The 22,351-nt window shown below is 62.7% G+C and carries 23 protein-coding genes; 11 read left to right on the top strand and 12 right to left on the bottom strand.

Annotated elements, in window-relative coordinates:
- Window positions 1-379: 379 nt before the first annotated feature.
- Window positions 380-862: a MarR family winged helix-turn-helix transcriptional regulator gene (locus tag ABID16_RS12370; RefSeq protein ID WP_354556659.1), complete on the top strand. Its 483-nt coding sequence runs from the start codon at window positions 380-382 to the stop codon at window positions 860-862.
- 14 nt (window positions 863-876) lie between these two features.
- Here ABID16_RS12370 and ABID16_RS12365 read toward each other — a convergent pair whose 3' ends face one another.
- Genes ABID16_RS12365 through ABID16_RS12330 form a run of 8 tightly spaced genes read right to left on the bottom strand, consistent with a single transcriptional unit; the run spans window position 877 to window position 7,617 of the window.
- Window positions 877-1,389 carry a flavin reductase gene (locus ABID16_RS12365; protein WP_354556658.1) on the bottom strand — a complete coding sequence of 171 codons (513 nt, stop codon included), beginning with the start codon at window positions 1,387-1,389 and terminating at the stop codon, window positions 877-879.
- 2 nt (window positions 1,390-1,391) lie between these two features.
- On the bottom strand, window positions 1,392-2,360 hold the full coding sequence (locus ABID16_RS12360) for a PDR/VanB family oxidoreductase (protein ID WP_354556657.1): 969 nt from the start codon (window positions 2,358-2,360) through the stop codon (window positions 1,392-1,394).
- A 10-nt stretch (window positions 2,361-2,370) separates the two neighbouring features.
- Entirely contained in the window at window positions 2,371-3,132 is a 762-nt protein-coding gene (locus ABID16_RS12355) for an SDR family NAD(P)-dependent oxidoreductase (protein WP_354556656.1), read from the bottom strand.
- A complete protein-coding gene (locus ABID16_RS12350) occupies window positions 3,132-3,626 on the bottom strand; it encodes an aromatic-ring-hydroxylating dioxygenase subunit beta (protein ID WP_354556655.1) in 495 nt (164 codons plus the stop codon). Before ABID16_RS12350 ends, ABID16_RS12355 begins: the two co-directional genes overlap by 1 nt.
- Window positions 3,623-4,897 (bottom strand): aromatic ring-hydroxylating oxygenase subunit alpha, encoded by a 1,275-nt coding sequence (locus ABID16_RS12345; protein WP_354556654.1) that lies wholly within the window; start codon window positions 4,895-4,897, stop codon window positions 3,623-3,625. The genes ABID16_RS12350 and ABID16_RS12345 overlap by 4 nt, the downstream gene beginning before the upstream one ends.
- An 18-nt stretch (window positions 4,898-4,915) precedes the next feature.
- Window positions 4,916-5,278 (bottom strand): hypothetical protein, encoded by a 363-nt coding sequence (locus ABID16_RS12340; protein WP_354556653.1) that lies wholly within the window; start codon window positions 5,276-5,278, stop codon window positions 4,916-4,918.
- Window positions 5,279-5,303: 25 nt separating this feature from the next.
- On the bottom strand, window positions 5,304-6,443 hold the full coding sequence (locus tag ABID16_RS12335; RefSeq protein WP_354556652.1) for an acyl-CoA dehydrogenase family protein: 1,140 nt from the start codon (window positions 6,441-6,443) through the stop codon (window positions 5,304-5,306).
- 4 nt (window positions 6,444-6,447) lie between these two features.
- Entirely contained in the window at window positions 6,448-7,617 is a 1,170-nt protein-coding gene (locus ABID16_RS12330) for an amidase (protein WP_354556651.1), read from the bottom strand.
- A 397-nt stretch (window positions 7,618-8,014) separates the two neighbouring features.
- On the opposite strand from ABID16_RS12330, the gene ABID16_RS12325 reads away from it, so the two are divergent.
- Complete coding sequence (locus tag ABID16_RS12325; protein WP_354556650.1) at window positions 8,015-8,581, top strand: nuclear transport factor 2 family protein; 567 nt, start codon at window positions 8,015-8,017, stop codon at window positions 8,579-8,581.
- Window positions 8,582-8,780: 199 nt separating this feature from the next.
- On the opposite strand, the gene ABID16_RS12320 is transcribed toward ABID16_RS12325, so the two are convergent.
- On the bottom strand, window positions 8,781-10,289 hold the full coding sequence (locus tag ABID16_RS12320; protein WP_354556649.1) for an aldehyde dehydrogenase family protein: 1,509 nt from the start codon (window positions 10,287-10,289) through the stop codon (window positions 8,781-8,783).
- 235 nt (window positions 10,290-10,524) lie between these two features.
- Between ABID16_RS12320 and ABID16_RS12315 the strand changes: the two genes are divergently transcribed.
- Together ABID16_RS12315 and ABID16_RS12310 are read left to right on the top strand one after the other, a co-directional pair.
- Window positions 10,525-11,469, top strand: coding sequence for a LysR family transcriptional regulator (locus ABID16_RS12315; RefSeq protein ID WP_354556648.1), 945 nt, complete (start codon window positions 10,525-10,527; stop codon window positions 11,467-11,469).
- A 45-nt stretch (window positions 11,470-11,514) separates the two neighbouring features.
- Window positions 11,515-11,910, top strand: a complete 396-nt coding sequence (locus ABID16_RS12310; RefSeq protein ID WP_354556647.1) for a VOC family protein — start codon at window positions 11,515-11,517, stop codon at window positions 11,908-11,910.
- A gap of 17 nt (window positions 11,911-11,927) precedes the next feature.
- Here ABID16_RS12310 and ABID16_RS12305 read toward each other — a convergent pair whose 3' ends face one another.
- Window positions 11,928-12,953: an AraC family transcriptional regulator gene (locus tag ABID16_RS12305; protein WP_354556646.1), complete on the bottom strand. Its 1,026-nt coding sequence runs from the start codon at window positions 12,951-12,953 to the stop codon at window positions 11,928-11,930.
- Between the two features lie 140 nt (window positions 12,954-13,093).
- Between ABID16_RS12305 and ABID16_RS12300 the strand changes: the two genes are divergently transcribed.
- From ABID16_RS12300 to ABID16_RS12285, 4 genes are all read left to right on the top strand, one after another.
- Window positions 13,094-14,539 (top strand): APC family permease, encoded by a 1,446-nt coding sequence (locus tag ABID16_RS12300; RefSeq protein WP_354556645.1) that lies wholly within the window; start codon window positions 13,094-13,096, stop codon window positions 14,537-14,539.
- Window positions 14,540-14,668: 129 nt separating this feature from the next.
- Window positions 14,669-15,808: an ornithine cyclodeaminase family protein gene (locus ABID16_RS12295; protein ID WP_354556644.1), complete on the top strand. Its 1,140-nt coding sequence runs from the start codon at window positions 14,669-14,671 to the stop codon at window positions 15,806-15,808.
- A gap of 91 nt (window positions 15,809-15,899) precedes the next feature.
- Complete coding sequence (locus ABID16_RS12290; RefSeq protein WP_354556643.1) at window positions 15,900-16,322, top strand: Rid family hydrolase; 423 nt, start codon at window positions 15,900-15,902, stop codon at window positions 16,320-16,322.
- Between the two features lie 45 nt (window positions 16,323-16,367).
- Entirely contained in the window at window positions 16,368-17,663 is a 1,296-nt protein-coding gene (locus tag ABID16_RS12285) for an NAD(P)/FAD-dependent oxidoreductase (RefSeq protein WP_354556642.1), read from the top strand.
- Between the two features lie 40 nt (window positions 17,664-17,703).
- On the opposite strand, the gene ABID16_RS12280 is transcribed toward ABID16_RS12285, so the two are convergent.
- The gene (locus tag ABID16_RS12280; protein WP_354556641.1) at window positions 17,704-18,597 is read right to left on the bottom strand and encodes a LysR family transcriptional regulator; all 894 of its coding nucleotides are present in this window, start codon (window positions 18,595-18,597) and stop codon (window positions 17,704-17,706) included.
- Between the two features lie 168 nt (window positions 18,598-18,765).
- On the opposite strand from ABID16_RS12280, the gene ABID16_RS12275 reads away from it, so the two are divergent.
- The 3 genes from ABID16_RS12275 (at window position 18,766) to catA (ending at window position 21,260) form a co-directional block, all read left to right on the top strand.
- Window positions 18,766-19,947, top strand: a complete 1,182-nt coding sequence (locus tag ABID16_RS12275) for a muconate/chloromuconate family cycloisomerase (RefSeq protein WP_354556640.1) — start codon at window positions 18,766-18,768, stop codon at window positions 19,945-19,947.
- An 11-nt stretch (window positions 19,948-19,958) separates the two neighbouring features.
- Window positions 19,959-20,249: a muconolactone Delta-isomerase gene (gene catC / locus ABID16_RS12270; protein ID WP_354556639.1), complete on the top strand. Its 291-nt coding sequence runs from the start codon at window positions 19,959-19,961 to the stop codon at window positions 20,247-20,249.
- A 72-nt stretch (window positions 20,250-20,321) separates the two neighbouring features.
- A complete protein-coding gene (gene catA, locus ABID16_RS12265; protein WP_354556638.1) occupies window positions 20,322-21,260 on the top strand; it encodes a catechol 1,2-dioxygenase in 939 nt (312 codons plus the stop codon).
- A gap of 52 nt (window positions 21,261-21,312) precedes the next feature.
- On the opposite strand, the gene ABID16_RS12260 is transcribed toward catA, so the two are convergent.
- A complete protein-coding gene (locus tag ABID16_RS12260) occupies window positions 21,313-22,347 on the bottom strand; it encodes an L-idonate 5-dehydrogenase (RefSeq protein ID WP_354556637.1) in 1,035 nt (344 codons plus the stop codon).
- Between the last annotated feature and the right edge of the window lie 4 nt (window positions 22,348-22,351).

Genomic DNA, 22,351 nt, shown 5'->3' with positions numbered 1-22,351 from the left:
CCAAAGGACCGTTATACAAGATAATTCACGTGAAAATGCTATTTTCCGACTTGATATTTTCCTAGCGTTTTCTGTCTTTCACGCCTTGATCCCGATGGTTTTCAAGCGCCTCCTTCTTCTTCACGGGAGATCCGAAGCGCCTGTACCTGCTGATGCTGGCAGTTGCGAATAGCGGATTTTTCCACTATCGCCTTCGTGACCGGTGTGACCCTAGGGCGTTGTCTGATTTTCAGCCCAACCGCTCCGGAAACCTAGAGTTTGTCAGGGAAAAGTGGAATCCGGTTTTCCCGAAAAGACAAACGAAAACAAAAGAACCGAGAGTCTGTCCGGTTCAATTTGAACCGGACAGACTCTAGAATGCGTGATGGCGAGAGAACCCATGGTCGATGACCCAGCTTCCGATGCCGCCGGCCATGCCGGCGTGATCGCAGAAAAGCGAATGAAGAAAGACTGGCCCTTTTATTGGGTGTCCCGCGTCAATGCGCGTTACGTGCAGGCTCTGGAGCGCCGCCTGAAGCCGCTCGACCTTGACGTGGCGCGCTGGCGCGTCCTCATGTCGCTTTACGAGGACGAGCATCTGAGCGTTTCGGAAATCGCCGACTATGCCGTCATCAAGCTCAACACGGTGACGAAGATTGTCCAGCGCATGATCGCTGACGGCCTCGTCGTCACCCGCGTGCGGCCCAATGACGGCCGTGTGACCGAGGTCTGCCTCACACCGGAAGGTGACCGTTTACGCCGTCTCGCCCGCAAGGAAGCCGACCATGTGTTCGCCTCGTCCTTCGTCAACATCGCGCCGGACGAGTTGGCACAGCTGAACGGCCTTCTGGAAAAGGTTTTTCTGCAGCTCGAAGGGGCGTGAGACAGCGAAGGCCTTCAATGTGGTTCCAGCGGGTGGAAGGCGCGGTCGAACCAGACGAGACCGTTGGCCTCGCCTTCGGCCACCTCGGTCGAGACGACCTCGCAGAAGAAGACGCTATGCGTGCCGCGTGACTGCTGATCGACGATGCGGCAGTCGAAGGCGACGGCCGCGTCAGCCAGGACGGGCGCGCCCGTTGCCCGCGTATGCCATTCGGTGGTGGCGAAGCGATCCTCGCCGGTAAAGCGGGCAAAGGCGCGCGACAGGTCCTGATGCGCCGGGCTCAGAACGTTGACGCAGACCGTGCCGTTTTCGACAAAGGCGTCATGTGCAAAGGCCTTGCGGTTGATGCAGACGAGCAGCGTCGGCGGCTGGTCGGTGACGGAGCAGACCGCCGAGACCGTGAGCCCGTGACGACCTGACGGGCCGTCTGTGGTGACGATGTTGACGGCCGCGCCGAGACGGCTCATGCCGTTGCGAAAGGCAAGCGCTTCCGGAGAAGGGACGGGGGGCATGGCTTCTTGGGTCATGATCAAACATCCAGTACCAGAGTGGGGGTGGCAGCGCGCGAGCAGCAGGCACAGATCATCGTGCAGTCCTCGCGTTCTTCATCGGTCAGGAACATGTCGCGGTGGTCGGGTATGCCTTCCAGCACATCGGTGACACAGGTGCCGCAGACACCTTCCTCGCATTTCACCTCGATCTTCACGCCGGCAGCGGCGAGCGCCTTGGCAATCGTGTTGCCCGCATCGACGCGCACCGTGACGCCGGAGCGCTTGGCGACAACCTCGAAGCCGTCGCCGGACTGATCGACCTCGGCGGAGAAATATTCGCGGTGAACATGGGACTTGGCGTGGCCCGCGGCCTCTGCCGTATTGATCACCCAGTCCATGAAGCCCTGCGGACCACAGACATAGAGATGCGTATCCGGCGAAGGTGCCGGCAGGTCGCGGGCCAGATCAAGCCGCTGGTCGGCGGGTTGATCGTCGAAATGGAAGATGACCTTGCCGGCCCAGGGTGCGTTCTCGATCAGCGCTTTGAATGCCGTGACACTTTGCGAGCGCGTGCAGTAATGCAGCACGAAATCGCGCCCCAGCGCATGCAGGCGCTGCGCCATGGCGAGCATCGGCGTGATCCCGATGCCGCCGCCGAGAAGCACGGAGGTTCGGGCCGTTTCCTCCAGCGGGAAGTGGTTGCGCGGGCCTTCGACCTCGAAGGTGCGTCCGACATCCGCCAGTCTGTGGACCGCCACCGAACCGCCGCGCGATTTCGGGTCGAGCAACACGCCGATCTCGTATGAGCCTTGCCCCGCCGGATCGGAGCAGAGCGAGTATTGCCGCCACAGGTCCGTCAAGCCGTCGACCAGATGCAGATCGAGATGCGCACCGGCCTCGAAGGCGGGGAGGGTGGTGCCCGAGGCTTCCACGAGCCGCAGGCGCAGGATGTTGCCGGGCTCTTCTAGGCGCTCGGCGACTTTCAGTTTCAGCGTGTTCGTAGCCATCGTTCTCACCTCATCGCATATAGATGCCGCCATTGACGTCCCAGCAGGCGCCATTGACGAAGGATGCTTTCGGCCCGGCCAGCAGCGCCACCAGTTCGGCGACGAAGACCGGATCGCCGAGTTCGCCGACCGGGATATTGGCGAGTGCCGCCGCCATCTTGTCGGGCGTGATCACCGAGCGGACCATGGGCGTGTCCATGGGGCCGGGGGCAATCGCGTTGCAGGTCACGCCGAAGGGGGCGAGATCGCGGGCAAAGACCTTGGTCAGCGTCAGGATCGCGCCTTTCGAAGCGGCGTAATGCGCACCTGTCGCCGTGCCGCCATTCTGCCCCGCGAGCGAGGCGAGATTGACGATGCGGCCATAGCCGCGCGCCTTGAAATGCCGGCCGAAGATCTGGCTGCCGGCGAATGTGCCGCCGGCATTGGTGGCGAGGATCGCGTTGAAATCGGCCGGGTCGATATCGAGCACCGGCTTGACGGCCGTGCGCGCGGCATTGTTGACCAGCACTTCCACCGAACCCCAGCGCTCGACGGACTTGTCGAGAACGTCCTGGAAGTCTTCAGGCTTGTTGACGTCGAGCGTTGCCGTCACCGCCGTTTCGCCGGCGAGATCAAGCTCGGAGGCGAGGTAAGCCCCCGCATCCGACTCGACATCGGTGATCACGACCCGGAAGCCGGCACGGTGGAGCGCACGCACGATCTCGGCCCCAAGGCCGCGTGCGCCGCCCGTCACCACGGCGGTTTGGATCTTTTCAGGAAGAGGGGCCGCCATCAGAACAAATAGCTGAACGAGTTCAGCATCCCATCCGAGTTGAGCAGCCGCACCACCTTGGTGCGGATCCTGAAGCCGTCTTCCGCAACGACGAGCGTGTGCTTCATGTTCGCCGCCCAGGCGCGCTGGCGGCCGAACTTGTCCTCGATCACATGCTCGGCGCTCGAAACCGTGACCGTATCGCCCTCGACGCTGTCGATGACGAAGCGGGAGACAGTGCGCACCGTGCGGGCCGGCGGGGCGGACGAGATCGAGAAGCCCTGCTGGAAGCGCTGGATGCGGTCGCGCCGCATCCGGTCGTTGTCGTGGCAGAGGTTCAGCTGGTTGTCGAAATCCTCGCCTTCGCCGATCGGCAGGGTGTAGAAACCTTCCGTCAGCCAGAGCGCGAGCCACGCGTCATAGTCCTTGCCGTCGAGAATGGCGGCCTCGGCCCAGAGAAAGGCGCTGACCTTATGCAGCAACGCCAGATCGTCGATCCTGGTCATCATGTTCATAGCGACATCATCCTCTTCCACATCTTGTAGGCGGCGCGCATGCCGGTTTCGGCGCTGACATGTCCGCGGGGGCCGAGCGCGCCGGGTGTCTCGTCGATCAGGCCGCGATTGACGAGGATCGGCAGATCCTCGCCGCCCTTGGTGCCACGCTGCACGCGCTCCCACACTTCGGCGTCATCCGGCGAGCCGAAGCCCATCGGTCCCTGGAAATGCTCGTGCAGGCGAAGCCGCATCCGGTTGGCGGCGGCCGGCCCGCCCTCCATTCCGAGCGCGATGTGGCGGATGTCCGTGCGCTCGACATTGACCGGGGTCAGCACGCGGAAGAAGGCGAGCGAGAAGGAGACGTTGGGGAAGAGATTGAGGTTGAAGCCCGCGCCGCCGACGGCGCGCACGATCTTCCTGACCTGATCTTCCGGATAGCCTTCGTCGCGCAGTTCCTGGGCGAGCGGCAGGAAGCGCTCCTCCATTGGATCGTCCAGATGTTCATCCAGATCGATGCGCTCGGGGATCATCGCCATGACGGAATGGCCGTTGCCGAGATCCTCGACATAGCCCTTGCCGGTGTCGAGGAACTTGAAGGCCTCTTCCGCATCGCCGTCGAGCGATTGCATGAAGCTCTTGTGCACGACGGGGAAGTGATAGGCGTCGGTGGTGTTTTCGAGCTGGACCTTCCAGTTCATCGGCACGGTGAACTGGTGCTCGCCCAGAACCTTGACCGGGAAGCCGCCGCCCTGCTTCATGAAGAGATCGATATAGCGGCAGACTTCGGTCCCGAGGAAATCGACCAGTGGTTCGATCTCGTCGTTGAAGGTGGCGAAGATCATGCCGTTATAGCTCTCGGTGCGAAGGCGCTTCAGGCCATGCGCGCCCTTGTCGAAATCCTCGCCATATTGCTCCGGATAGGGCAGGCCGCGCAGCGACCCGTCGAGGCCGTAGCCCCAGCCGTGATAGGGGCACTGGAAGGACGAGGTCTTGCCCTTCTTCACCTCGCAGACGGTGGCGGCGCGGTGGCGACACCGGTTGACCATCACGTTCACATCGCCCTTGCGGTCGCGCACCACGATGACGGGTTCCAGCCCGACATTCGACAGTTTGAACGAGCCCTTGTCGGCGAGTTCGCTGTCATGGGCGACCCAGACCCAGGTGCGCTTGAAGATGCGCTCCATCTCTTCGTTAAAGAGATCGGCATTCTCGTACATCGAGGTTGCGACCTTCGATTCCGGCGAATAGAGCGCGTCGAGATCGCTGAATTTCTCCTGTGCATGCAACATGGCTGCTCCTCTCAAGTCTCAAAGTTCGGGAATGGTGAGCGCCCGGCCCATGCGGGCCTCCACGCGCATGTATTTCCACAGGCGGTGATCGGCGTCGTCGACGACGATCGTGCGCAGCAGGTTGCAGGCGGCAATCACCGACTGGCGGTCGGGGAAGTCGCACAGCATGTACCAGGTCCACGGGAAGGACGGCGATGTGCCGACCTGCGTCTGGTCATCGTCCAGCGTGCCGAGAACGGTCACGCCTTCGAGTTTGGCGACGCCGGACATGAAGGCCTGCGTGGCTTTCCAGACGCCGCCGATCTCGCCGAAGGGCAGATCGAAAAAGGCAGGCTGGACGGCAAGGCACAGAAGCGTGCGGATGGGGGTCGGTTCTGACATCAGTTTGATCCTTGTCGAAAATGGTTCACGGATAGCCGGGCGGTGTCTGCTGTTCGAAGAGGGCCGCACCTGCGGCCTGCCAGCTTCCCGAATTGATGAAGGCGTGCTGGGCAACACAGGCCGCGTCGATCATCTTGCGGCCGAGCGGATGGCCGGTTGCCATGGCTTCGGATCCGCCCATGACGAAGGCGAGGCGTGCGGCTTCCGCACCGTCCTGCGCCGCCTTCGAGGCGGCATGGCGCAGGCGGATAAGCGTCGGCCGGTCGACCTCGCCATTCACCTGCATCTGCCGCCAGCCCTCTTCGATGGCATCGTAGTAGGCAGAGCGGGCACCCATCAGAAGACCTTCCGCCTTGGCATAGTCGATCTGCACATAGGCGCGGGCCGCCGGGCTCGGTGCGCCGGTGACGGAGGCGCGGGCGAGCGCGTTGGTATGTACCCAGTCGAGCGCAGAGCGGGCCGCGCCGAGCGCGACGACCGCGAGAACCTGGGCGGCGAGCGCCATGGCCGGATAGCGGAAGATCAGGTCGTCCTGCTGCGGCTTGCCGCCGCGAATGAAGGTCCATTCTTCGGGCACGATGGCCTTGTCGATGACAATGTCATGGCTGCCGGTGGCGCGGAGCCCCACAGTGTCCCAGTTTTCGTCAACACCTGCCTTGGCACGCGGCAGAACGGCGGTGCGGGGAAGCGGGCTGTTCTCGCCCTCGATCTTGATGCCGGCACCGACGATATCGGCCCCCATGACGCCCGAGCCCCAGGGCCAGCGGCCGGAAACTTCGAGGCCGCCTTCCACACGCCGGGCGGGCTGCGGCGGAAACATGGCGCCGGCAAAGACCGTGTTGGGGTCTGCGCCGTAGATCGCCGCATAGGTTTCCTTCGGAAGTGCTGCGAGATAGGTCGCGGAGACCCCGAAGCTTGCCACCCAGCCGGCAGAGGCGTCGGCCGTGGAGATGTCCTCGACCAGGCGACAGAAATCCTGCGGGCTCAGTTCGTCACCACCGAAGCGCTTCGGCACGAAGGCGCGGTAGACACCGATGGCCTGAAACTGGCGCACGATATCCTTCGGAATATGGCGCAGCGCCTGGAATTCCTCGGCGCGCGCGCTGATTTCGCGTTTCAGCGCGTCAAGCGCTGCGGCCGGGGCCGGAGGGGCATGATAGTTCATCGTCTTATTCCTCCATCTGGAAAAGCGGATTGGTTTCGGCAAGCCGGCGTGCCATGGCGATCAGCCGGGCATCCGCGCCCTTGACCGCCACAAGCTGGATGCCCGAAGGCAGGCCGTCCGACGTTGCCGCCGGCAGCACGAGGGCCGGGTGGCCCGAAAGGTTGAACGGCCGCAGATAATGCGTGAGCGTCAGCACTTTTGCCGGCTCGCCCGCCTCGGACAGGAGCGGCGGCGGCAAGGGCAGGGCGGGCGTCATGAGCAGGTCGAAACGGCCGAGCAGCGCATCGACATCCGCCGTGAACCGTGCGCGGATATCTTCCGCCGCCGCCATATCGGCATCGGTCACGCTTCGCGCAGCCTCAAGCCGCTTGCGCACGTCCTCGCCCAGCAGTTCGGGACGCTCGAGAAGTGCGGCATTGGCGGCAAGCGTTTCGCGGGCGATGATCGTCATTCCGGCCTTGAAGGCCTCAGCAAGCAACGGCAGGTCGATCTCCTCGATCACGCCGTCTTCTCCCGCCTCGACGGCCAGCATCGCTTCGGCCATGCGCGGCTCAACGGTATCGTCAAGCAGCAGCCGGCCGATGTGGAGCGGGCCGTTGAATGTCTCAGCCTGAAAGCTCGGGTCGATGGCCCCCATGGCGCGCTCGATCATGGAAAGCGTGCGGGCAAAGGGGCCGATGCAGTCGAGCGACGACTGCGCAGGCAGCGCGCCCTTGCGGCTGACGCGGCCGAAGGTCGGCTTGAAGCCGATGACGCCGCAGCAGATCGCCGGCTGGCGGATCGAGCCGCCCGTATCCGTGCCGATGGCGAAATCGACGAGGCCGGCGGCGACAGCGACGGCGGAGCCCGATGACGAGCCGCCGGGAATGCGATCCGGGAAGGCGGGATTGACCGGCGTTCCCTCGAAGCGGTTGAGGCCGGTCACGCCATAGGCCAGCTCGTGCATCTTCGTCTTGCCGACAATCCGACAGCCGGCGGAGAGGAGGTTCATGACGACATCGGCATGTGCACTTGCCGGCGCGGCATCGGCCAGCGCCTGCGAGCCGCAGCGCGTCACCATGCCTTCGATGTCGAGGCAATCCTTGATCGCGACCGTAGGGCCGTCTTGCGGGCCAAGCGCAACTCTCGACACGAATGCGCCATAGGCGTCTTGATGGCTGGTTTCTTCTGACATTGCACAGTCGGGCTTGTGCCCGTTCCCCATTTATTACGTGAAGATTACCGTAAGTTTGAGGACTGTCAATTGAGGAAGTTAAAAAATGTGAAAATTATTCTATCAAAGCAAATACTTAAAACGCGAAAAGCGGCGCCGCCGTGGTGGCGGAACCGTTCATGGAATGACTGGTCATGCTCAAATTTCCCGTGCCACCGCCTCAACGAAGGGGAGCGCGCAGAGAAATCCATAACACGCTTGCCGCGCGATCATTCTTGCAGAATCCGGGAAAGTGTTTTCCAGTCGCCCGGTAAATTACGTGAATATTACCGCTTGACGCTTGTCATGCCGGGACTAGGATTTTCGCGGAAGGCGCGCCCGCTGACGGGCTGAAGCGTCCGTGAACGGGATAACCACCATGACCCTTGAGACAGATATCGCGGCACTCGTGCGCCGCATCGAAACGCTTGAAGCCGAGGCCGATATCCGCCGCATTCAGGCGCGCTACATGTTTCTTTGTGATACGCCGAACCCGGAATTCGGCGTCGCGGATGACGCCGAGCGCATCGAACTGATCATGCAGCTCTACACCGAAGACGCGGTATGGGAAGGCGTTGGCGAATATTACGACAACCAGTTCGGCCGCGCCGTGGGTGCTGCCGCCATCCGCAAGCATTTCCAGGGCTTCTGGGGCGGCAAGACCGATCCGGCGCTGATCCTCAACTGCCACTACCTGACCTCGGAACAGATCCACGTCCATGCCAACGGCACGACGGCCGATGGGCAATGGGTGCACATGCAGCCCTGGCTCTTCTCCGACGGCAAGGCGCTGCTGCGCTCCTCGCGCCTCAACAACACGTTCCGCAAGGAGCCGGATGGGGTCTGGAAGATCACCCGGACCCGAACCGAAAACGTCTTCGTCGCGCCGCTGCCCGCCACCTGGGCGTCCGACTATCCGTCGAAATCGGAGCTGATGAAGCCGTAAGGGAGAGGCGGAGCATCTCAAACTCCGTCATACCGGCCATGAGCCGGTATCCAGCCACGGCGCGTCTGCACCGTGAAAGGAGTCTTTCGTGATCAAGAACTTGATCGCGCGGGATGCCGGCTCGGCGGTCGGCATGACGTTGAAAGAGGGGCCGACCTCGACCGGCCCCTTTTGCGTTCCGTCCTTTGCAAACGATCCCTCACCGATAGGCGATGCAGACCGACTTCGTTTCCAGATAGTTTTCCAGCGCTCGGCTGCCGTGTTCGCGGCCGATGCCGGATTGCTTGAAGCCGCCGAAGGGCATGTTCTGGTCGGGGATGTTATGGCTGTTGACCCAGACCGTCCCGGCCTGGATCTTCGGCACGTAACGCATGACCTTGTTGAGATCGTTGGTCCAGATCGACGCACCGAGGCCGTAGCGGGTGTCGTTGGCAAGACGCACGGCCTCGTCAGGGTCCTCGAAGGGCGTGATCGTTACGACGGGGCCGAAGACCTCGTCCTGCATGAGCGCCATGTTCTGGCGGACATCGGTGAAGAGTTCAGGGGCGACGAAGAAGCCCTTGTGCGGTGCGCTGGCATTGATGACAGGCTTTGCGCCGTCTTCGATGCCGCGGGCAATGCAGGCTTTCACATGGGACTGATGTTTGGCTGAAACCAGCGGGTTGATCTGGTTCATGGGATTGAGACCCGAACCGATGGCGAGGCTGCGCGACACGTTGGCGATGACCTCCAGCGCCTTTTCGTAAATGCCCTTCTGGGCATAGATGCGCGTGCCGGCGCAGCAGGTCTGTCCGGTGTTGAAGAAGACGCCGATGCCGGCGGCGGCGCCTAAGAGATCGAGATCCATGTCGTCGAACATGATCATCGGGGCCTTGCCGCCGAGTTCGAGCGTTACGCGCTTCATGTCCTTCATGGCCTGGACACCGATCAGCTTGCCGGTCTCGGTCGAGCCGGTAAAGGTGATCTTGGCGACGCCCGGATGGGCGACGAGCGATGCGCCTGCCGTTTCGCCCATGCCGGTGACGACATTGACGACGCCTTCCGGGAAACCGGCCTCGCGGCAGAGTTCGACAAGGCGGATCGAGGTGAGCGGTGTTTCCTCTGCCGGCTTCAGCACGACGGTGCAGCCGGCAGCGAGCGCTGGCGCGATCTTCCATGAGGCCATGTTGAGCGGGAAGTTCCACGGCGTGATGGCGGCGACGACGCCGACCGGCTCCTTGCGGGTGTGGGCCTGATAGCGCATGCCCGGCGGAATGGCGATCGAGACATCCAGCGTCGTGCCTTCGATCTTGGTGGCGGCGCCCGCCATGTAGCGGAAATATTCGGCCGAGAACTGCACTTCGATCAGACGTGACAGCATGATCGACTTGCCCTGGTTCAGCGTTTCAAGCTGCGCCAGTTCCTCGCCGTTCGCCTCGATCAGATCGGCCAGTTTCAGCATCAGCGCCTGCCGCTGCACCGGCAGCATTTTGGACCACGGGCCTTCAAAGGCGGCGGCGGCTGCCTTGACGGCGCGGTCCACATCGGCGGCGTCGCAGGACGGCACATGGGCCAGAACTTCGCCCGTTGCCGGGTTGGCAACCGGGTAGGTCGCGCCCGATGCCGCGCCTGACGATTGCCCGCCGATGAGGATTTGGGGCGATTTCAGGAAGGCATCGACGGTTGCGGACACCGTTTCGACGGCGCTGTCGGGTTGGGCTATTCTCATGGTCGTCCCTCTGCAAGTTATTGTTTCTATGATACCTTATGGGTGTGCAGGAGAGGCTTGAGCCCTCCCATGCTCACGGCGCAGCCTGTCACCGTCTTGATGTGTGATAAATCACGTAAGCTGGAAAACTCTGTTGCGGCTTTCGCAAAAATTCGCCAGGCGGCGCAAACCGCCCTTGCACTTCATCAAAAATTAGATGAATATTACCGTAATAAAAAGGGGAGCAAGAAATGCAATGGACCGTTTTACCGAACTGGAAGTGTTCACCCGGATCGCCGACGAGGCGAGCCTGACGCGGGCGGCGGACCTCATGGGCCTGTCGGTGTCCGGCGTCAGCCGCTGTCTCACCAGCCTTGAAAACCGCCTCGGCGTGCGCCTCGTTCAGCGGACCACGCGGCAATTGTCGCTGACGCTGGAGGGCGAGCGTTTCGCCAGCCAGGCGCGCGAGATTCTGGGCACGCTGAATGCTGCTGAGGAGAGCGTCAGCGTGGTCAAGGCCGAACCGCTCGGCACGCTGAGGGTCGGCGCATCGCTCGCCTTTTCGCTTCTCCATCTCATGCCGGTCATCCGGCAGTTCAAGATCGACCACCCGGCGGTGCATGTCGATCTGCAAATCTGCAATCGCTATGGCGATCTCATCGAAAGCGGGCTCGATCTCGCCGTCCGCACCCGCCGCATTGAGGCGGACAGTTCGATCACCATGCGCAAGCTCGCGGACGTGCCGCGCATTCTTGCTGCTTCGCCCTCCTATCTCGCCGCGCGGGGCGCGCCGGCTAGCCCCGAAGAGCTGGAGCGCCATGCGCTGCTGCTCTACACATTGTCCGACGAGTGGGACCATCTCACCTTTCAGCGCCACGGCGTGACGAAGCGCCTGCCCGTCGCGGGCGAAATCACCTGCAACGACAGTCTGGCGCTGAAACAGGCCGCACTTGAGGGCATGGGCATTCTCGTCCAGCCGGCCTATGTCGTTCGGGCTGATCTGGAGGCCGGGCGGCTCGTGGAAGTCCTGCCCGAGTGGCGGCTGCAGCCGCTGACCATGAATGTCGCCTTCCCGACGCGCACGCATCTGCCTGCCCGCACGCGGCTTTTCATCGACGCGCTGGTGCGCTATTTCCGCGACAACAACCTCGAACGCGCATGGGGCGGCGAACCGGACTTTCCGGCCCGCGCCTCGGCCTGAACGCAGCCCGAACCCTTTCACGCCCGCATCATCAAAGGCTCGCCCATGTCTGTCACCGCCTCAGCCACCACCGCCTATGTCGAACACACCGCATTCTTCGTCCGCGATATCCTTCCGCTCATCGACTTCTTCGCCGAGGTGCTGGGCATGGGCGTCACCAAGATCGATGGCGATCCGAAGGCGCCGCGCCAGGTCTGGCTGCAGGGCGGCGTGCAGCTCATTGCCGCGCCGGATTTTGAAGGGCCCGAAGGCCGCTTCGGCCATCTCGGCATCGTCTGCAAGGATGTGCCGGCGGCGATCGCAGCCTCACGCGCCCGCGGCGCGGTCTCGACCGCCAAGGGCGACAACTGGCTGCTGCTGGAAAACGGGTTGCTGCTCGAGTTCATGCCCGAGAAGGGCAATGCGGTGGAGATCGTCCGCGCCGCCGATCCGCGGATATGATCTTCAGAAGCTGTTCGTCACTTTCCCGTCCGCGACGGCGCGTGCCCGGTCCAGGTTTTGAAGGCCCGGCCAAAGACGGCGCTGTCGGCGTAGCCGAGTGTCTCGGCGATTTCCGAAATCGAGGTCTTCTTGCCGGTGGCCAGCAGATTGGCGGCAAGCTGCTGCCGATAGGTTTGTGTGAGGCTGCGCACGCTTGTTCCTTCGCGCTCCAGCTGGCGCTGTAGTGTGCGAGCGTTCATTCCCAGCTCTTCCGCAAGAAAGCCGATCGTCACCGGCCTGCGGCCGACATAGTGTTCGATCAGCGCCGTTACCTTTGAGGTCAGGCTCTGGCCGACTTCCGTTTCCTCGATCAGGTCGGCGATATGACGTTCGAGGATCGATGCCAGTTCCTTGTTGTCGCTGCGATAGACGCGCGTGATGTCGTCGGTGCGCATGATGATGCGGTTGCTCGACTGCCTGAAGAGGACCGGCGCGCGGAAAATCCGGCGCAGAATTTCGGCATCGGCCGGCGCATCATGCTCGAAATGCACCTCTTCCGGCTTCCAGGCGGAGGAAAAGTTGGAGCGCACGAGCTGGCAGCTGGCGGCCAGCGAATATTCCGCATCCTGTCGGCGCGGCCAGATCGACTGGTCGGCGATCCGGTAGGTCCAGACGAATGTTTCGCCATCCTCTACGAAGTTGGAGCTCGTGGAGTTCTGCAGCGAATTGACGAATTTCGCGATCCGCTCGAACGCGTCCTTGATCGTCGGTGACAGCGAAAACAGCATGCCGAGCGGGCCGATATCGGCCGGTTTGAAGGCGGAACCGAGCTTCGCTCCGAAATACGGGTCTTCCAGCGCCTCGGCCGCATCCTCGAAAAAGGCGATGAACCTCTGCAGCGGGATCACCGCATAGGGGTCGTCCAGCAGCGATTGCGAGAGCCGGTGGCGCGCCAGAAGCACGCGCGCCTTTTCCTGCCGCTTGTCGAACTGATGGATCAGCGGCGTGATGGCGGCCACGCGGATGAAGGCGACGTTCCCGGTCCGGCGATGCACGTCCTTCATGCCACGGCTCCGCGACAGTGTGAAAATTGCGTGAATGGTGACGTAAATTATCAAAATTGCGGCATGGATTGCAATATTGCACCGCAAAAATCTTCCCTAGATTTCTCAAATAACAATTAAACACATAAAAGGGGTTCAACATGAAAAATGATGAGAGTCTCACTGCGCCCAGTGGAAAGCTGGCCGGCAATTCCGTCGGCATCGCGCACATTGTCTTCTTCGTCGTCGCGGCCGCCGCGCCGCTCACGGCCGTTGTCGGTGCTACGCCGCCGGCATTCGCCTTCGGAAACGGGGCCGGTGTTCCCGGTGCCTTCGTTCTTGCAGGCCTGCTCTATCTGATCTTCTCCGTCGGCTTCACGGCCATGAGCCGTCATATCAGCGGCGCAGGCGCATTCTACACCTATATCGCCAACGGCATCGGCAAGCCGGCCGGCGTCGCGGGCGCGTTCATCGCGCTTCTGACCTACAGTTCTGTTCAAGTCGCCGTCTATGGCTTGATCGGTGTCTTCACTAATGGCGCAATGGCGGCGCTCGGCCTCGACCTGCCCTGGTGGGTCTGGTCCTTTGCCTTCTTGGCCATCACGCATCTGGCCGGCCAGCGTAACATCACCTTCTCCGGCGCGATCCTCGGCGTCTGCATGCTGGCCGAAATCGTCATCCTGCTGCTTCTCGACATCGGCATCGTGCTTCATGGCGGCGGCCCGGAAGGCATGAGCGCGTCGGCCTTCATGCCCTCGACCGTCTTCACGCCGGGCCTTGGTGTCTCGCTGGTCTTCGTCGTCGGCTCCTTCATCGGCTTCGAGGCAACCGCCATTTTCGGCGAGGAAGCGCATCGCCCGGAAATCACCATTCCGCGTGCCACCTATATCTCGGTCCTGCTGATTGCGGTCTTCTATGCCTTCTCGACCTGGGCGATCGTCCAGTTCTACGGGCCATCCAAGATCCAGGAGACGGCCAACGCATCGCTCAATACCTTCTATTTCGACGCTGCGACTGCGGTGCTGGGCCCCTGGGCGGCGCATACGATGAATGTGCTGCTCATCACCAGCCTGTTTGCCTGCATCCTGTCTTTCCACAACACGCTCAATCGTTACTTCTTCGCGCTCGGCCGGGAAGGCCTTGCCTTCGAAGTTCTGGGCAAGGTGCATGAGATTCACGGCTCGCCCTACGTCGCCGGCATACTGCAATCGGGCATTGCCGCCGTTGTTCTGGCAGTCTTCGTCATCGCCGGGCAGGATCCGCTGGCTGTCGTCTTCTCCTACATGTCGGCGCTGGCGGTGCTCGGCATTCTCGCGGTGCAAGCCATGGTGTCGATTGCCATCATCATGTTCTTCCGCAAGGACAACAAGGGTTATGGACCATGGAGGACCACGATCGCGCCGATCCTGGCGCTCATCGGCCTCGCCGGTGCGATCGTCCTCGTCATCTCAAATCTCGGCCTGCTGGCGGGAACGTCGAACATCGTGGTCGATTCCTTCCCGGTTATCGTGGTTCTGATCGGCCTGATCGGCGCAGGCTTCGCCCTGTCGATCAAGAAGGCAAGCCCCGAGCGCTATGCAGCACTCGGCCGCGTGTTCGCCGACTGAGAACAGAAGGGCATGGCGCAGAGCCATGCCCTCCATCCCCCTGGAATTCATTCGTCACATGCAAACCTGCCCGCAGCCGCAGTGCTGAGGGCGGGCCAGCGAAGCCTTATCTGAACGAGAGCAAAGACAATGACCGAGAATACCAAGATCGACTTCATCTATCTTTCCGAGCAGGACATGATCCGCGCCGGTGTCACCGAAATGCCGGCCTGTGTGGATGCCATGGAGGAAATGTTCGGCCTGCTCTACCACGGCGATTACCGCATGGCGGGTCCCAACAGCGACAGCCACGGTGCGGCGATCAGCTTCCCGGAAAGCTCTCCCTTCCCGGACATGCCGAAGCCGACCGCCGACCGTCGCTTCATGGCCATGCCCGCCTATCTCGGCGGTCGCTTCCGCACCGCCGGCATGAAATGGTATGGCTCCAATATCGAGAACCGCGAAAAGGGCCTGCCGCGCTCGATCCTCATGTTCTGCCTCAACGATGCCGATACCGGTGCACCGCTGGCCTTCATGTCGGCGAACCTGCTCTCGGCCTATCGCACGGGTGCGATCCCGGGTGTGGGTGCCCGCCATCTGGCGCGCAAGGATTCCCGCGTCGTCGGTGTGCTGGGTCCGGGCGTCATGGCCAAGACGACGCTCGCCGCCTTCATCGCCGCCTGCCCGAATATCGATACGGTCAAGGTCAAGGGTCGCGGCCAGAAGAGCCTCGACAGCTTCCTTTCATGGCTGAAGGAAACCTATCCGCAGGTGACCAAGGTCGAACTCGTCGATACGATTGAAGCGGTCGTGCGCGACAGCGACCTCGTGACCTTCTGCAATTCCGGCGCGGTTGGCGATCCGTCCACCTATCCGATGGTGAAGCGCGAATGGGTCAAGCCCGGCACGTTCCTCGCCATGCCCGCGCTCTGCAATATCGATGAGGGCATGGAAAAGGCCGATATCCGCAAGGTGGTCGACAATACCGGCCTCTATGACGCCTGGTTCCACGAGCTGCCCAAGCCCGCGCATGTGCATGTGCCGATCATCGGCGTGAAGTTCATGGACATGATTGCGGAGGGCAAGATGAGCCGCGACCAGCTTGAGGATATCGGCAAGATCGTCGCCGGCGATGCGCCCGGCCGCAAGAATGATGACGAGATCATCATCATGTCGGTCGGCGGCATGCCGGTGGAGGATGTCGCCTGGGGCACGATCGTCTATCGCAACGCCATTGAACGCGGCATCGGCGTCAAGCTCAACCTGTGGGACGTTCCCGTCCTGCGCTGAGTGCGTCCCGCCCCTGGGGGCGCAACTCGGCCGGGTGGCGCGCGACAAGTGTCCGCCCGGCTTCTCCCAATCGCAATCGCAAGGAGCGATCATGACCAAGATCGTCAAGATCAAGACCGATTCGAAATTCGAGGACCATGGCAGCTATTCCCGGTTGGTGGCCGTCGACAACTGGATTTTCGTGTCGAACACCGCAGGGCGTAACCCCGACACGAAGGAAATCCCCCAGGAGGTCGGGGCGCAGACCCGTCAGGTCTTCGCCAATATCGAACGTGCGCTGGCCGCCGTGGGCGCAAGCCTTGCCGATGTCGTCATGTCGCGCGTCTTCATTCAGGAGCCGAAGGACACCGAGACCGTCATGACCATCGTCGGCGAGAAATTCCGCGGCACCGATCCGGCCTCGACCGTGACCTGCCCTCCGCTCGGGTCGACCGTCTACAAGGTCGAGATCGAAGTGACCGCCTATCGCGGTGCGGCGAGCGCCGAGACCGAGAAGCGCACCATTTCCCTCTGACGACGGGCTTTACCCGCCACCACGCTTTACCCAAGGATGATTGCCATGGCTCCCGCAATTTCACCGGTTCAGACCGCCCCCGATTTCCCCACGAAAACCACCGTCGTCATCATCGGCGCGGGGATCGTCGGCCTGACGGCGGCGCTGACGCTGGCCGAGCGCGGCATTCCGGTCGTGGTGCTGGAAAAGGGCAGGGTGGCGGCCGAACAGTCGTCGCGCAATCTCGGCTGGTGCCGCAAGATGGGGCGTTCGGCCCCCGACGTGCCGATGGCGGTGGCCGCCGACCAGCTCTGGACCCAGATGCCCCAGCGCGTCGGCGTCGATGTCGGCTATCGTCAGGCCGGCATCATGTATCTCGCGCGCACCGAAGCCGAGATGGAGATGCATCGCGGCTGGATGAAATCGGTGAGCGACCTGTCGCTGGATTCGAAATTGCTGAGTGCCGGCGAAATCGATGCGCTTGTTCCCGGCGGCAAGGGCCAATGGGCGGGCGGCATCTACACCGCCTCCGACGGCCGCGCCGAACCGACGCTTGCTCCCAGCGCCATTGCCAATGCCGCCGCCAGGCTCGGTGTGCAGATTGTCGAGAACTGCGCCGTGCGTACCCTGTCGCGCTCCGGTGGCCGGGTGACGGGCGTCGTCACCGAACGTGGCGAGATCCGGTGCAGCGAAGTCCTGCTCGCCGCGGGCCTGTGGTCGCGCAAGTTCCTCGCCAATCTCGGCATAGCACTGCCGACGCTGCCGCTCGTCTCCTCCGTCATGCGCACCGCGCCGATGGACGGGCCGACGGAGATCGCCGTCGGCGGACCGGATTTCTCCTTCCGCAAGCGAAGCGATGGCGGCTACACGGTCACCCAGCGCGGCGCGCTCGGTGCGCCGCTGCTGCTCGACCATCTGCTGATCGGCATGCGCTATCTGCACATGCTGCGCCACCAGCGCAGTCTCCTTCGCATCGGCCTTGGCAAGGACTTCCTCGACGATATCCGGATGCCGCGCCGCTGGGGCCCGAAGAGCGTCTCCCCCTTCGAGCGCATCCGCACGATGGACCCGCAGGCGGATGAGGGGATCAACGCTGAGGCGATCCGGAATCTCGTGGCCGCCTGGCCCATCTTCAAGGACATGGTGGTTCAGGAGGTCTGGGCCGGCATGATGGACATCACGCCGGATTCATTGCCCGCCATCGAGCGCATCGACAGCATTCCGGGCTTCACCATCGCCACCGGCTTTTCCGGCCACGGCTTCGGCACCGGGCCGGCGGCAGGGCAGCTCGCCGCCGATCTGGTGACGAACGCGCCGCCGATCGTGGATCCGGCACCTTACAAACTGAGACGCTTTGGCTGATGCAGGAGGCACTGCGCCGCCGACTGGAGCGAGCCAGCCCTCAATCCGTGTCCTCGCCATCCATTTCCGCGATCAATTGCTTGATGAGCTCGATGTAAGAGGATCTATCGCCCAGCCGGTGGCTCAGGATGACGGGAGACGTCGCGCGGTCCTCGGCGATGAGGCGGTAATGCAAGTCGGCGCGCATCTGGCGGGCAGAGGCAGGGATGATGCAGACGCCAGCATCGGCGGCAACGAGCCCAAGCGCGGTCTGGATTTCTCGCACCTCTTGGACCTCGGACGGGCGCACGTCCTCGCTTTGCAGCAGATTGAGAACCTGGTCCGCATAACTCGGGCGCGGTTCCTTGGGATAGACGATGAGCCTTCGGCCCGCGAGGTCCTTCACAGACAGCGGGCCCGTATCCTGCGCAAGCGGCGTGTCCTTCGGCGTCGCGACGACAAGGCGCTCTTCCCGGACAATCGTCGAGGCAATATTCGGATCGTTGTGTCTGAGACGCCCGAAACCGATGTCGATCCGTCCCTCCTTCAGCGCCGCCATCTGCTGCACGGAAATCATGTCCAGAAGCTGGACGTCGAGTTCCGGCGCATGCTGGCGCAGCCGCCGCAAGAGCGATGGCAAGCCGCCATAGAGCGTCGAGCCGACAAAGCCGATGGAAAGCACACTGTTCTGGTTGAGGCCGACGCGGCGGGTCGCCGCGCGCATCTGGTCAACACGGCCAAGGACCTGCAACGATTGTTCGTAGAAGAGACGGCCGGCTTCGGTCAGCTTCACGGGACGGCTCTTGCGGATGATGAGTTCGACGCCGAGATCTTCCTCCAGAAGCTGGATCTGCCGGCTCAGCGGCGGCTGCGCCATGTTGAGCACTTCGGCCGCGCGGGTGAAGTTCCGCTCGCGCGCCACGGCGACGAAATAGCGAAGCTGGCGAAGATCCATCCTGTTTCCAATCCCCTGATGCGCGCCCGAAAACCAACATCCGTGATATTTTGCAATGTGGTGAGGCCGTGTTTGGCCCTCTGTTTCCCCTTATCATACCATTTAAGTATGATTGTAGATGCAAATAATCTTGGACGCGGGCTGTGTCTCAGGCGCAATCTCTTCGGCATGAACACAATCGTTGCCTCACATCCTGCCGCCTTGAACGCCGCGCCCCTCGTGGAGCGGATCGAGACCGTGCTGGTCGATCTGCCGACGATCCGGCCGCACAAGCTGTCGGTGGCGACGATGAACGGCCAGACGCTGATGCTGGTCCGCATCGTCTGCAGCGACGGCATTGTCGGCATTGGCGAAGGCACGACCATCGGCGGGCTAGCCTATGGTGGCGAAAGCCCGGAAAGCATGAAGCTCGCCCTCGATACATATTTTGCCCCTGCGATGATCGGGCAGGATGCAACGCGCGTTCAGCTTCTGATGGCGCGGCTCGGCAAACATGTGAAAGAGAACCGTTTCGCCAAGAGCGCCATCGAGACCGCGCTGCTGGATGCCCATGGCAAGCGCCTTGGCCTGCCGGTGAGCGAGTTGCTGGGCGGTCGTCGCCGCGACAGACTGCCCGTCGCCTGGACGCTCGCTTCGGGCGATACGGGGCGCGATATCGCCGAAGCCGAACAGATGCTCGATCTCCGCCGCCACAATGTCTTCAAGCTGAAGATCGGCGCGAAGAGCCAGAAGGAGGACATCGCCCATGTCGCCGCCATCAAGCGGGCGCTGGGCGATCGGGCGGCCGTACGGGTCGACGTGAACATGGCCTGGAGCGAAACGCAGGCCGTCTATGGCATGGCGGCGCTGGCCGATGCCGGTTGCGAACTCGTCGAGCAGCCCGTCTCCTCGGCGGCGGCGCTCGCGAGGCTAATGCGCCGGTTTCCGGTGCCGCTCATGGCGGACGAGTCGCTGACCGGGCCGGAATCGGCCTTCGAGCTTGCGAAAGTCCACGGCGCCGATGTTTTTGCCGTGAAGATCGAGCAGAGCGGCGGTCTCTACAATGCCCAGCGTGTGGCCGCGATTGCGGATGCCGCCGGCATAGAACTTTACGGCGGCACGATGCTGGAGGCTGCCGTCAGCACGATCGCTTCGGCGCAGGTGTTCTCCACCTTCGCCAACCTGCAATGGGGCACGGAACTCTTCGGCCCGCTGCTCATCACCGAGGAAATTCTGGCGACGCCGCTCGACTACAGCGATTTCGGCCTGACGGTTCCGACCGGTCCGGGGCTCGGCATTACGCTGGATGAGGATCGCGTCGCCTTCTTCACCCGCCATGCGGCGCGCAAATCCATTCATGTTGCGCTTTAGGGAGGACGAACATGCTTTTCCACGTCCGGATGGATGTCAACATTCCCCGCGATCTGCCCGCATCAGAAGCGGCGGAAATCATCGCAAAGGAGAAGGCCTATTCGCAGGCGCTGCAAGAGAGCGGCAAGTGGCGGCATATCTGGCGCATTGCCGGACAATACGCCAATTACAGCCTTTTCGACGTGAAGGACAATGCAGAGCTGCATGAGCTGCTGACCGGCCTGCCGCTCTTTCGCTTCATGAAGATCGAGGTGACGCCGCTGTTGCGGCATCCCTCTTCGATCCGCACCGACGACACCTGAATTCAATGCAAGGCGCGCTGCCGGGAGGCAAGCCGGCGCGCAAGACCGAACAACCCATGTGGAGGACTGACAATGAGCGTAAAGATCTTCAACCGTCCCGATATTCAGGACTTCCTGAAAACGCTGAGCGGCTTCGACCAGAGCGGCGGCAATCCGCGCGTCAAGGAAATCACCCACCGGATCGTCTCCGACCTGTTCAAGGCCATCGACGATCTCAATATCACGCCGGACGAATACTGGGCCGGCATTGCCTGGCTGAATGAAATCGGCGCGGCAGGCCAGGCGGGTCTCATCTCGCCCGGTCTCGGCATCGACCATTTCCTCGACGAGCGGCTTGACGCCATCGACGCCGAACTCGGCATCGAGAACCCGACGCCGCGCACCATCGAAGGCCCGCTCTATGTCGCCGGCGCGCCTGTCTCTACCGGCTACGCCCGTCTCGACGACGGCTCCGACGAGAACGGCCACACGCTGATCATGCATGGCACGGTCTATGGTGCGGACGGCAAGCCGATGCCGGGTGCTAAAGTCGAGGTCTGGCACTGTGACACGCGCGGCTTCTATTCGCATTTCGACCCGACCGGCAAGCAGGCGCCGTTCAACATGCGCCGCACGATCATTGCCGACGACAAGGGCGGCTACAAGTTCCAGAGCATCCTGCCGAGCGGCTACGGCGTGCCTCCGGGAAGCCCGACCGAAAAGGCGCTCTCGGCGCTCGGTCGCCACGGCCAGCGTCCGGCACATATCCACTTCTTTATCAGCGCCGACGGTCACCGCAAGCTCACCACGCAGATCAACATCGAAGGCGATCCGCTGATCAATGACGACTTCGCCTATGCGACCCGCGATGGCCTCGTGCCTTCGGTGATCGAGCGGACGGATGAAGCCAGCATCCATGCCAACAACCTGAACGGCCCCTTCGCCGAGATCGTCTTCGACATCCGCTTGACGGCGCTCATCGACGGCGTGGATAATCAGGTCAACGAGCTGCGCAAGCGCGCGGCTGCCTGAACAGCGCAGATGCGGAAGAGGCCATCCCCGGCCTCTTCCTTCGTGCCTGATCTCAGGACCTGAAGGCGATTTGCGCCTTCATGGCCTTCGTCCGATCGGACGCCATGACAAACGCGCTTTCCGCGTCTTCAAGCGGCATCGTATGGGTGATCAGTGGCCTGACGTCGATGAGCCCCGCCTGCATCAGCCGAACAGCAACCGCAAACTCTTCATGGAAGCGGAACGAACCGCGCAGGTCGAGTTCCTTGGATGTGATTGCCATCATCGGCACGTTCATGTCTCCGCCAAGGCCAAGCTGCAGGATGACACCGCGCGGGCGCATCGCCTGGATGCCGCCGGCGAGCGCCGGAGCCGCTCCCGAGCATTCGTAGAGCACATCGAAATACCCCTTGCCGGCGGTGTAGGGTTTGAGCCCTTCCGGGTCATCGGCGAGATTGATCGTGACATCCGCACCGACCGCCTTCGCAAACTTCAGCGTCTGTGCCGTCAGGTCCGTGACCACGATTTCAGCCGCACCGGCGCGACGCGCCGCGAGGACCGAGAGTGCGCCGATCGGGCCGCAGCCGGTAACCAGCACCCGCTTGCCCAGCATGTCGCCGGCGCGGCGCGTGGCGTGCAGCGTGACCGACAACGGCTCGGCCATCGCGGCTTCGCCAGCCGAAAGGCTGCCCGCCTTGACGCACTGACTTGCGTTCGCCACCAGAACTTCGCGGAATGCACCCTGAATATGCGGAAACGGCATCGCGGAGCCGTAGAAGCGCATGTTCAGGCAATGGTTCTGCAGACCCTTCTGGCAATATTCGCAATGACCACAGGGGCGGGATGGGGAGACCGCGACCAGATCGCCGATGGCGAGATCGGACACGCCGGCACCCAATGCGGTAATATGGCCCGAGACCTCATGCCCAAGGATCATCGGCTCCTTCAGCCGCACCGCGCCGAAACCGCCATGATTATAGTAATGCAGGTCGGAGCCACAGACGCCGCCAACCGCGAGCTTCACCTGGACTTCGCCGGGGCCGGGCTGTTCGGGCTCGCGCTCTTCGATGCGCAGGTCTTTTGCAGCGTGGATGACGATGGCTTTCATGTCT

It is taken from the genome of Limnomicrobium aquaticum, assembly GCF_040545545.1.
Classification (GTDB): domain Bacteria; phylum Pseudomonadota; class Alphaproteobacteria; order Rhizobiales; family Rhizobiaceae; genus Ensifer_A; species Ensifer_A aquaticum.
This window is presented reverse-complemented; position numbering and strand designations above follow the sequence as displayed.

Excerpts from the sequence above, each read along its gene's own strand:
- ABID16_RS12330 (WP_354556651.1), bottom strand. The coding sequence starts at position 7,617 with ATGTCAGAAGAAACCAGCCATCAAGACGCCTATGGCGCATTCGTGTCG.
- ABID16_RS12325 (WP_354556650.1), top strand. The coding sequence starts at position 8,015 with ATGACCCTTGAGACAGATATCGCGGCACTCGTGCGCCGCATCGAAACG.
- ABID16_RS12345 (WP_354556654.1), bottom strand. The coding sequence starts at position 4,897 with ATGTTGCATGCACAGGAGAAATTCAGCGATCTCGACGCGCTCTATTCG.
- ABID16_RS12260 (WP_354556637.1), bottom strand. The coding sequence starts at position 22,347 with ATGAAAGCCATCGTCATCCACGCTGCAAAAGACCTGCGCATCGAAGAG.
- ABID16_RS12365 (WP_354556658.1), bottom strand. The coding sequence starts at position 1,389 with ATGACCCAAGAAGCCATGCCCCCCGTCCCTTCTCCGGAAGCGCTTGCC.
- ABID16_RS12350 (WP_354556655.1), bottom strand. The coding sequence starts at position 3,626 with ATGAACATGATGACCAGGATCGACGATCTGGCGTTGCTGCATAAGGTC.
- ABID16_RS12275 (WP_354556640.1), top strand. The coding sequence starts at position 18,766 with ATGAACACAATCGTTGCCTCACATCCTGCCGCCTTGAACGCCGCGCCC.
- ABID16_RS12310 (WP_354556647.1), top strand. The coding sequence starts at position 11,515 with ATGTCTGTCACCGCCTCAGCCACCACCGCCTATGTCGAACACACCGCA.
- ABID16_RS12340 (WP_354556653.1), bottom strand. The coding sequence starts at position 5,278 with ATGTCAGAACCGACCCCCATCCGCACGCTTCTGTGCCTTGCCGTCCAG.
- ABID16_RS12335 (WP_354556652.1), bottom strand. The coding sequence starts at position 6,443 with ATGAACTATCATGCCCCTCCGGCCCCGGCCGCAGCGCTTGACGCGCTG.
- ABID16_RS12360 (WP_354556657.1), bottom strand. The coding sequence starts at position 2,360 with ATGGCTACGAACACGCTGAAACTGAAAGTCGCCGAGCGCCTAGAAGAG.
- ABID16_RS12285 (WP_354556642.1), top strand. The coding sequence starts at position 16,368 with ATGGCTCCCGCAATTTCACCGGTTCAGACCGCCCCCGATTTCCCCACG.
- ABID16_RS12290 (WP_354556643.1), top strand. The coding sequence starts at position 15,900 with ATGACCAAGATCGTCAAGATCAAGACCGATTCGAAATTCGAGGACCAT.
- ABID16_RS12305 (WP_354556646.1), bottom strand. The coding sequence starts at position 12,953 with ATGAAGGACGTGCATCGCCGGACCGGGAACGTCGCCTTCATCCGCGTG.
- ABID16_RS12370 (WP_354556659.1), top strand. The coding sequence starts at position 380 with ATGGTCGATGACCCAGCTTCCGATGCCGCCGGCCATGCCGGCGTGATC.
- ABID16_RS12280 (WP_354556641.1), bottom strand. The coding sequence starts at position 18,597 with ATGGATCTTCGCCAGCTTCGCTATTTCGTCGCCGTGGCGCGCGAGCGG.
- ABID16_RS12320 (WP_354556649.1), bottom strand. The coding sequence starts at position 10,289 with ATGAGAATAGCCCAACCCGACAGCGCCGTCGAAACGGTGTCCGCAACC.
- catC (WP_354556639.1), top strand. The coding sequence starts at position 19,959 with ATGCTTTTCCACGTCCGGATGGATGTCAACATTCCCCGCGATCTGCCC.
- ABID16_RS12295 (WP_354556644.1), top strand. The coding sequence starts at position 14,669 with ATGACCGAGAATACCAAGATCGACTTCATCTATCTTTCCGAGCAGGAC.
- ABID16_RS12300 (WP_354556645.1), top strand. The coding sequence starts at position 13,094 with ATGAAAAATGATGAGAGTCTCACTGCGCCCAGTGGAAAGCTGGCCGGC.
- ABID16_RS12355 (WP_354556656.1), bottom strand. The coding sequence starts at position 3,132 with ATGGCGGCCCCTCTTCCTGAAAAGATCCAAACCGCCGTGGTGACGGGC.
- ABID16_RS12315 (WP_354556648.1), top strand. The coding sequence starts at position 10,525 with ATGGACCGTTTTACCGAACTGGAAGTGTTCACCCGGATCGCCGACGAG.
- catA (WP_354556638.1), top strand. The coding sequence starts at position 20,322 with ATGAGCGTAAAGATCTTCAACCGTCCCGATATTCAGGACTTCCTGAAA.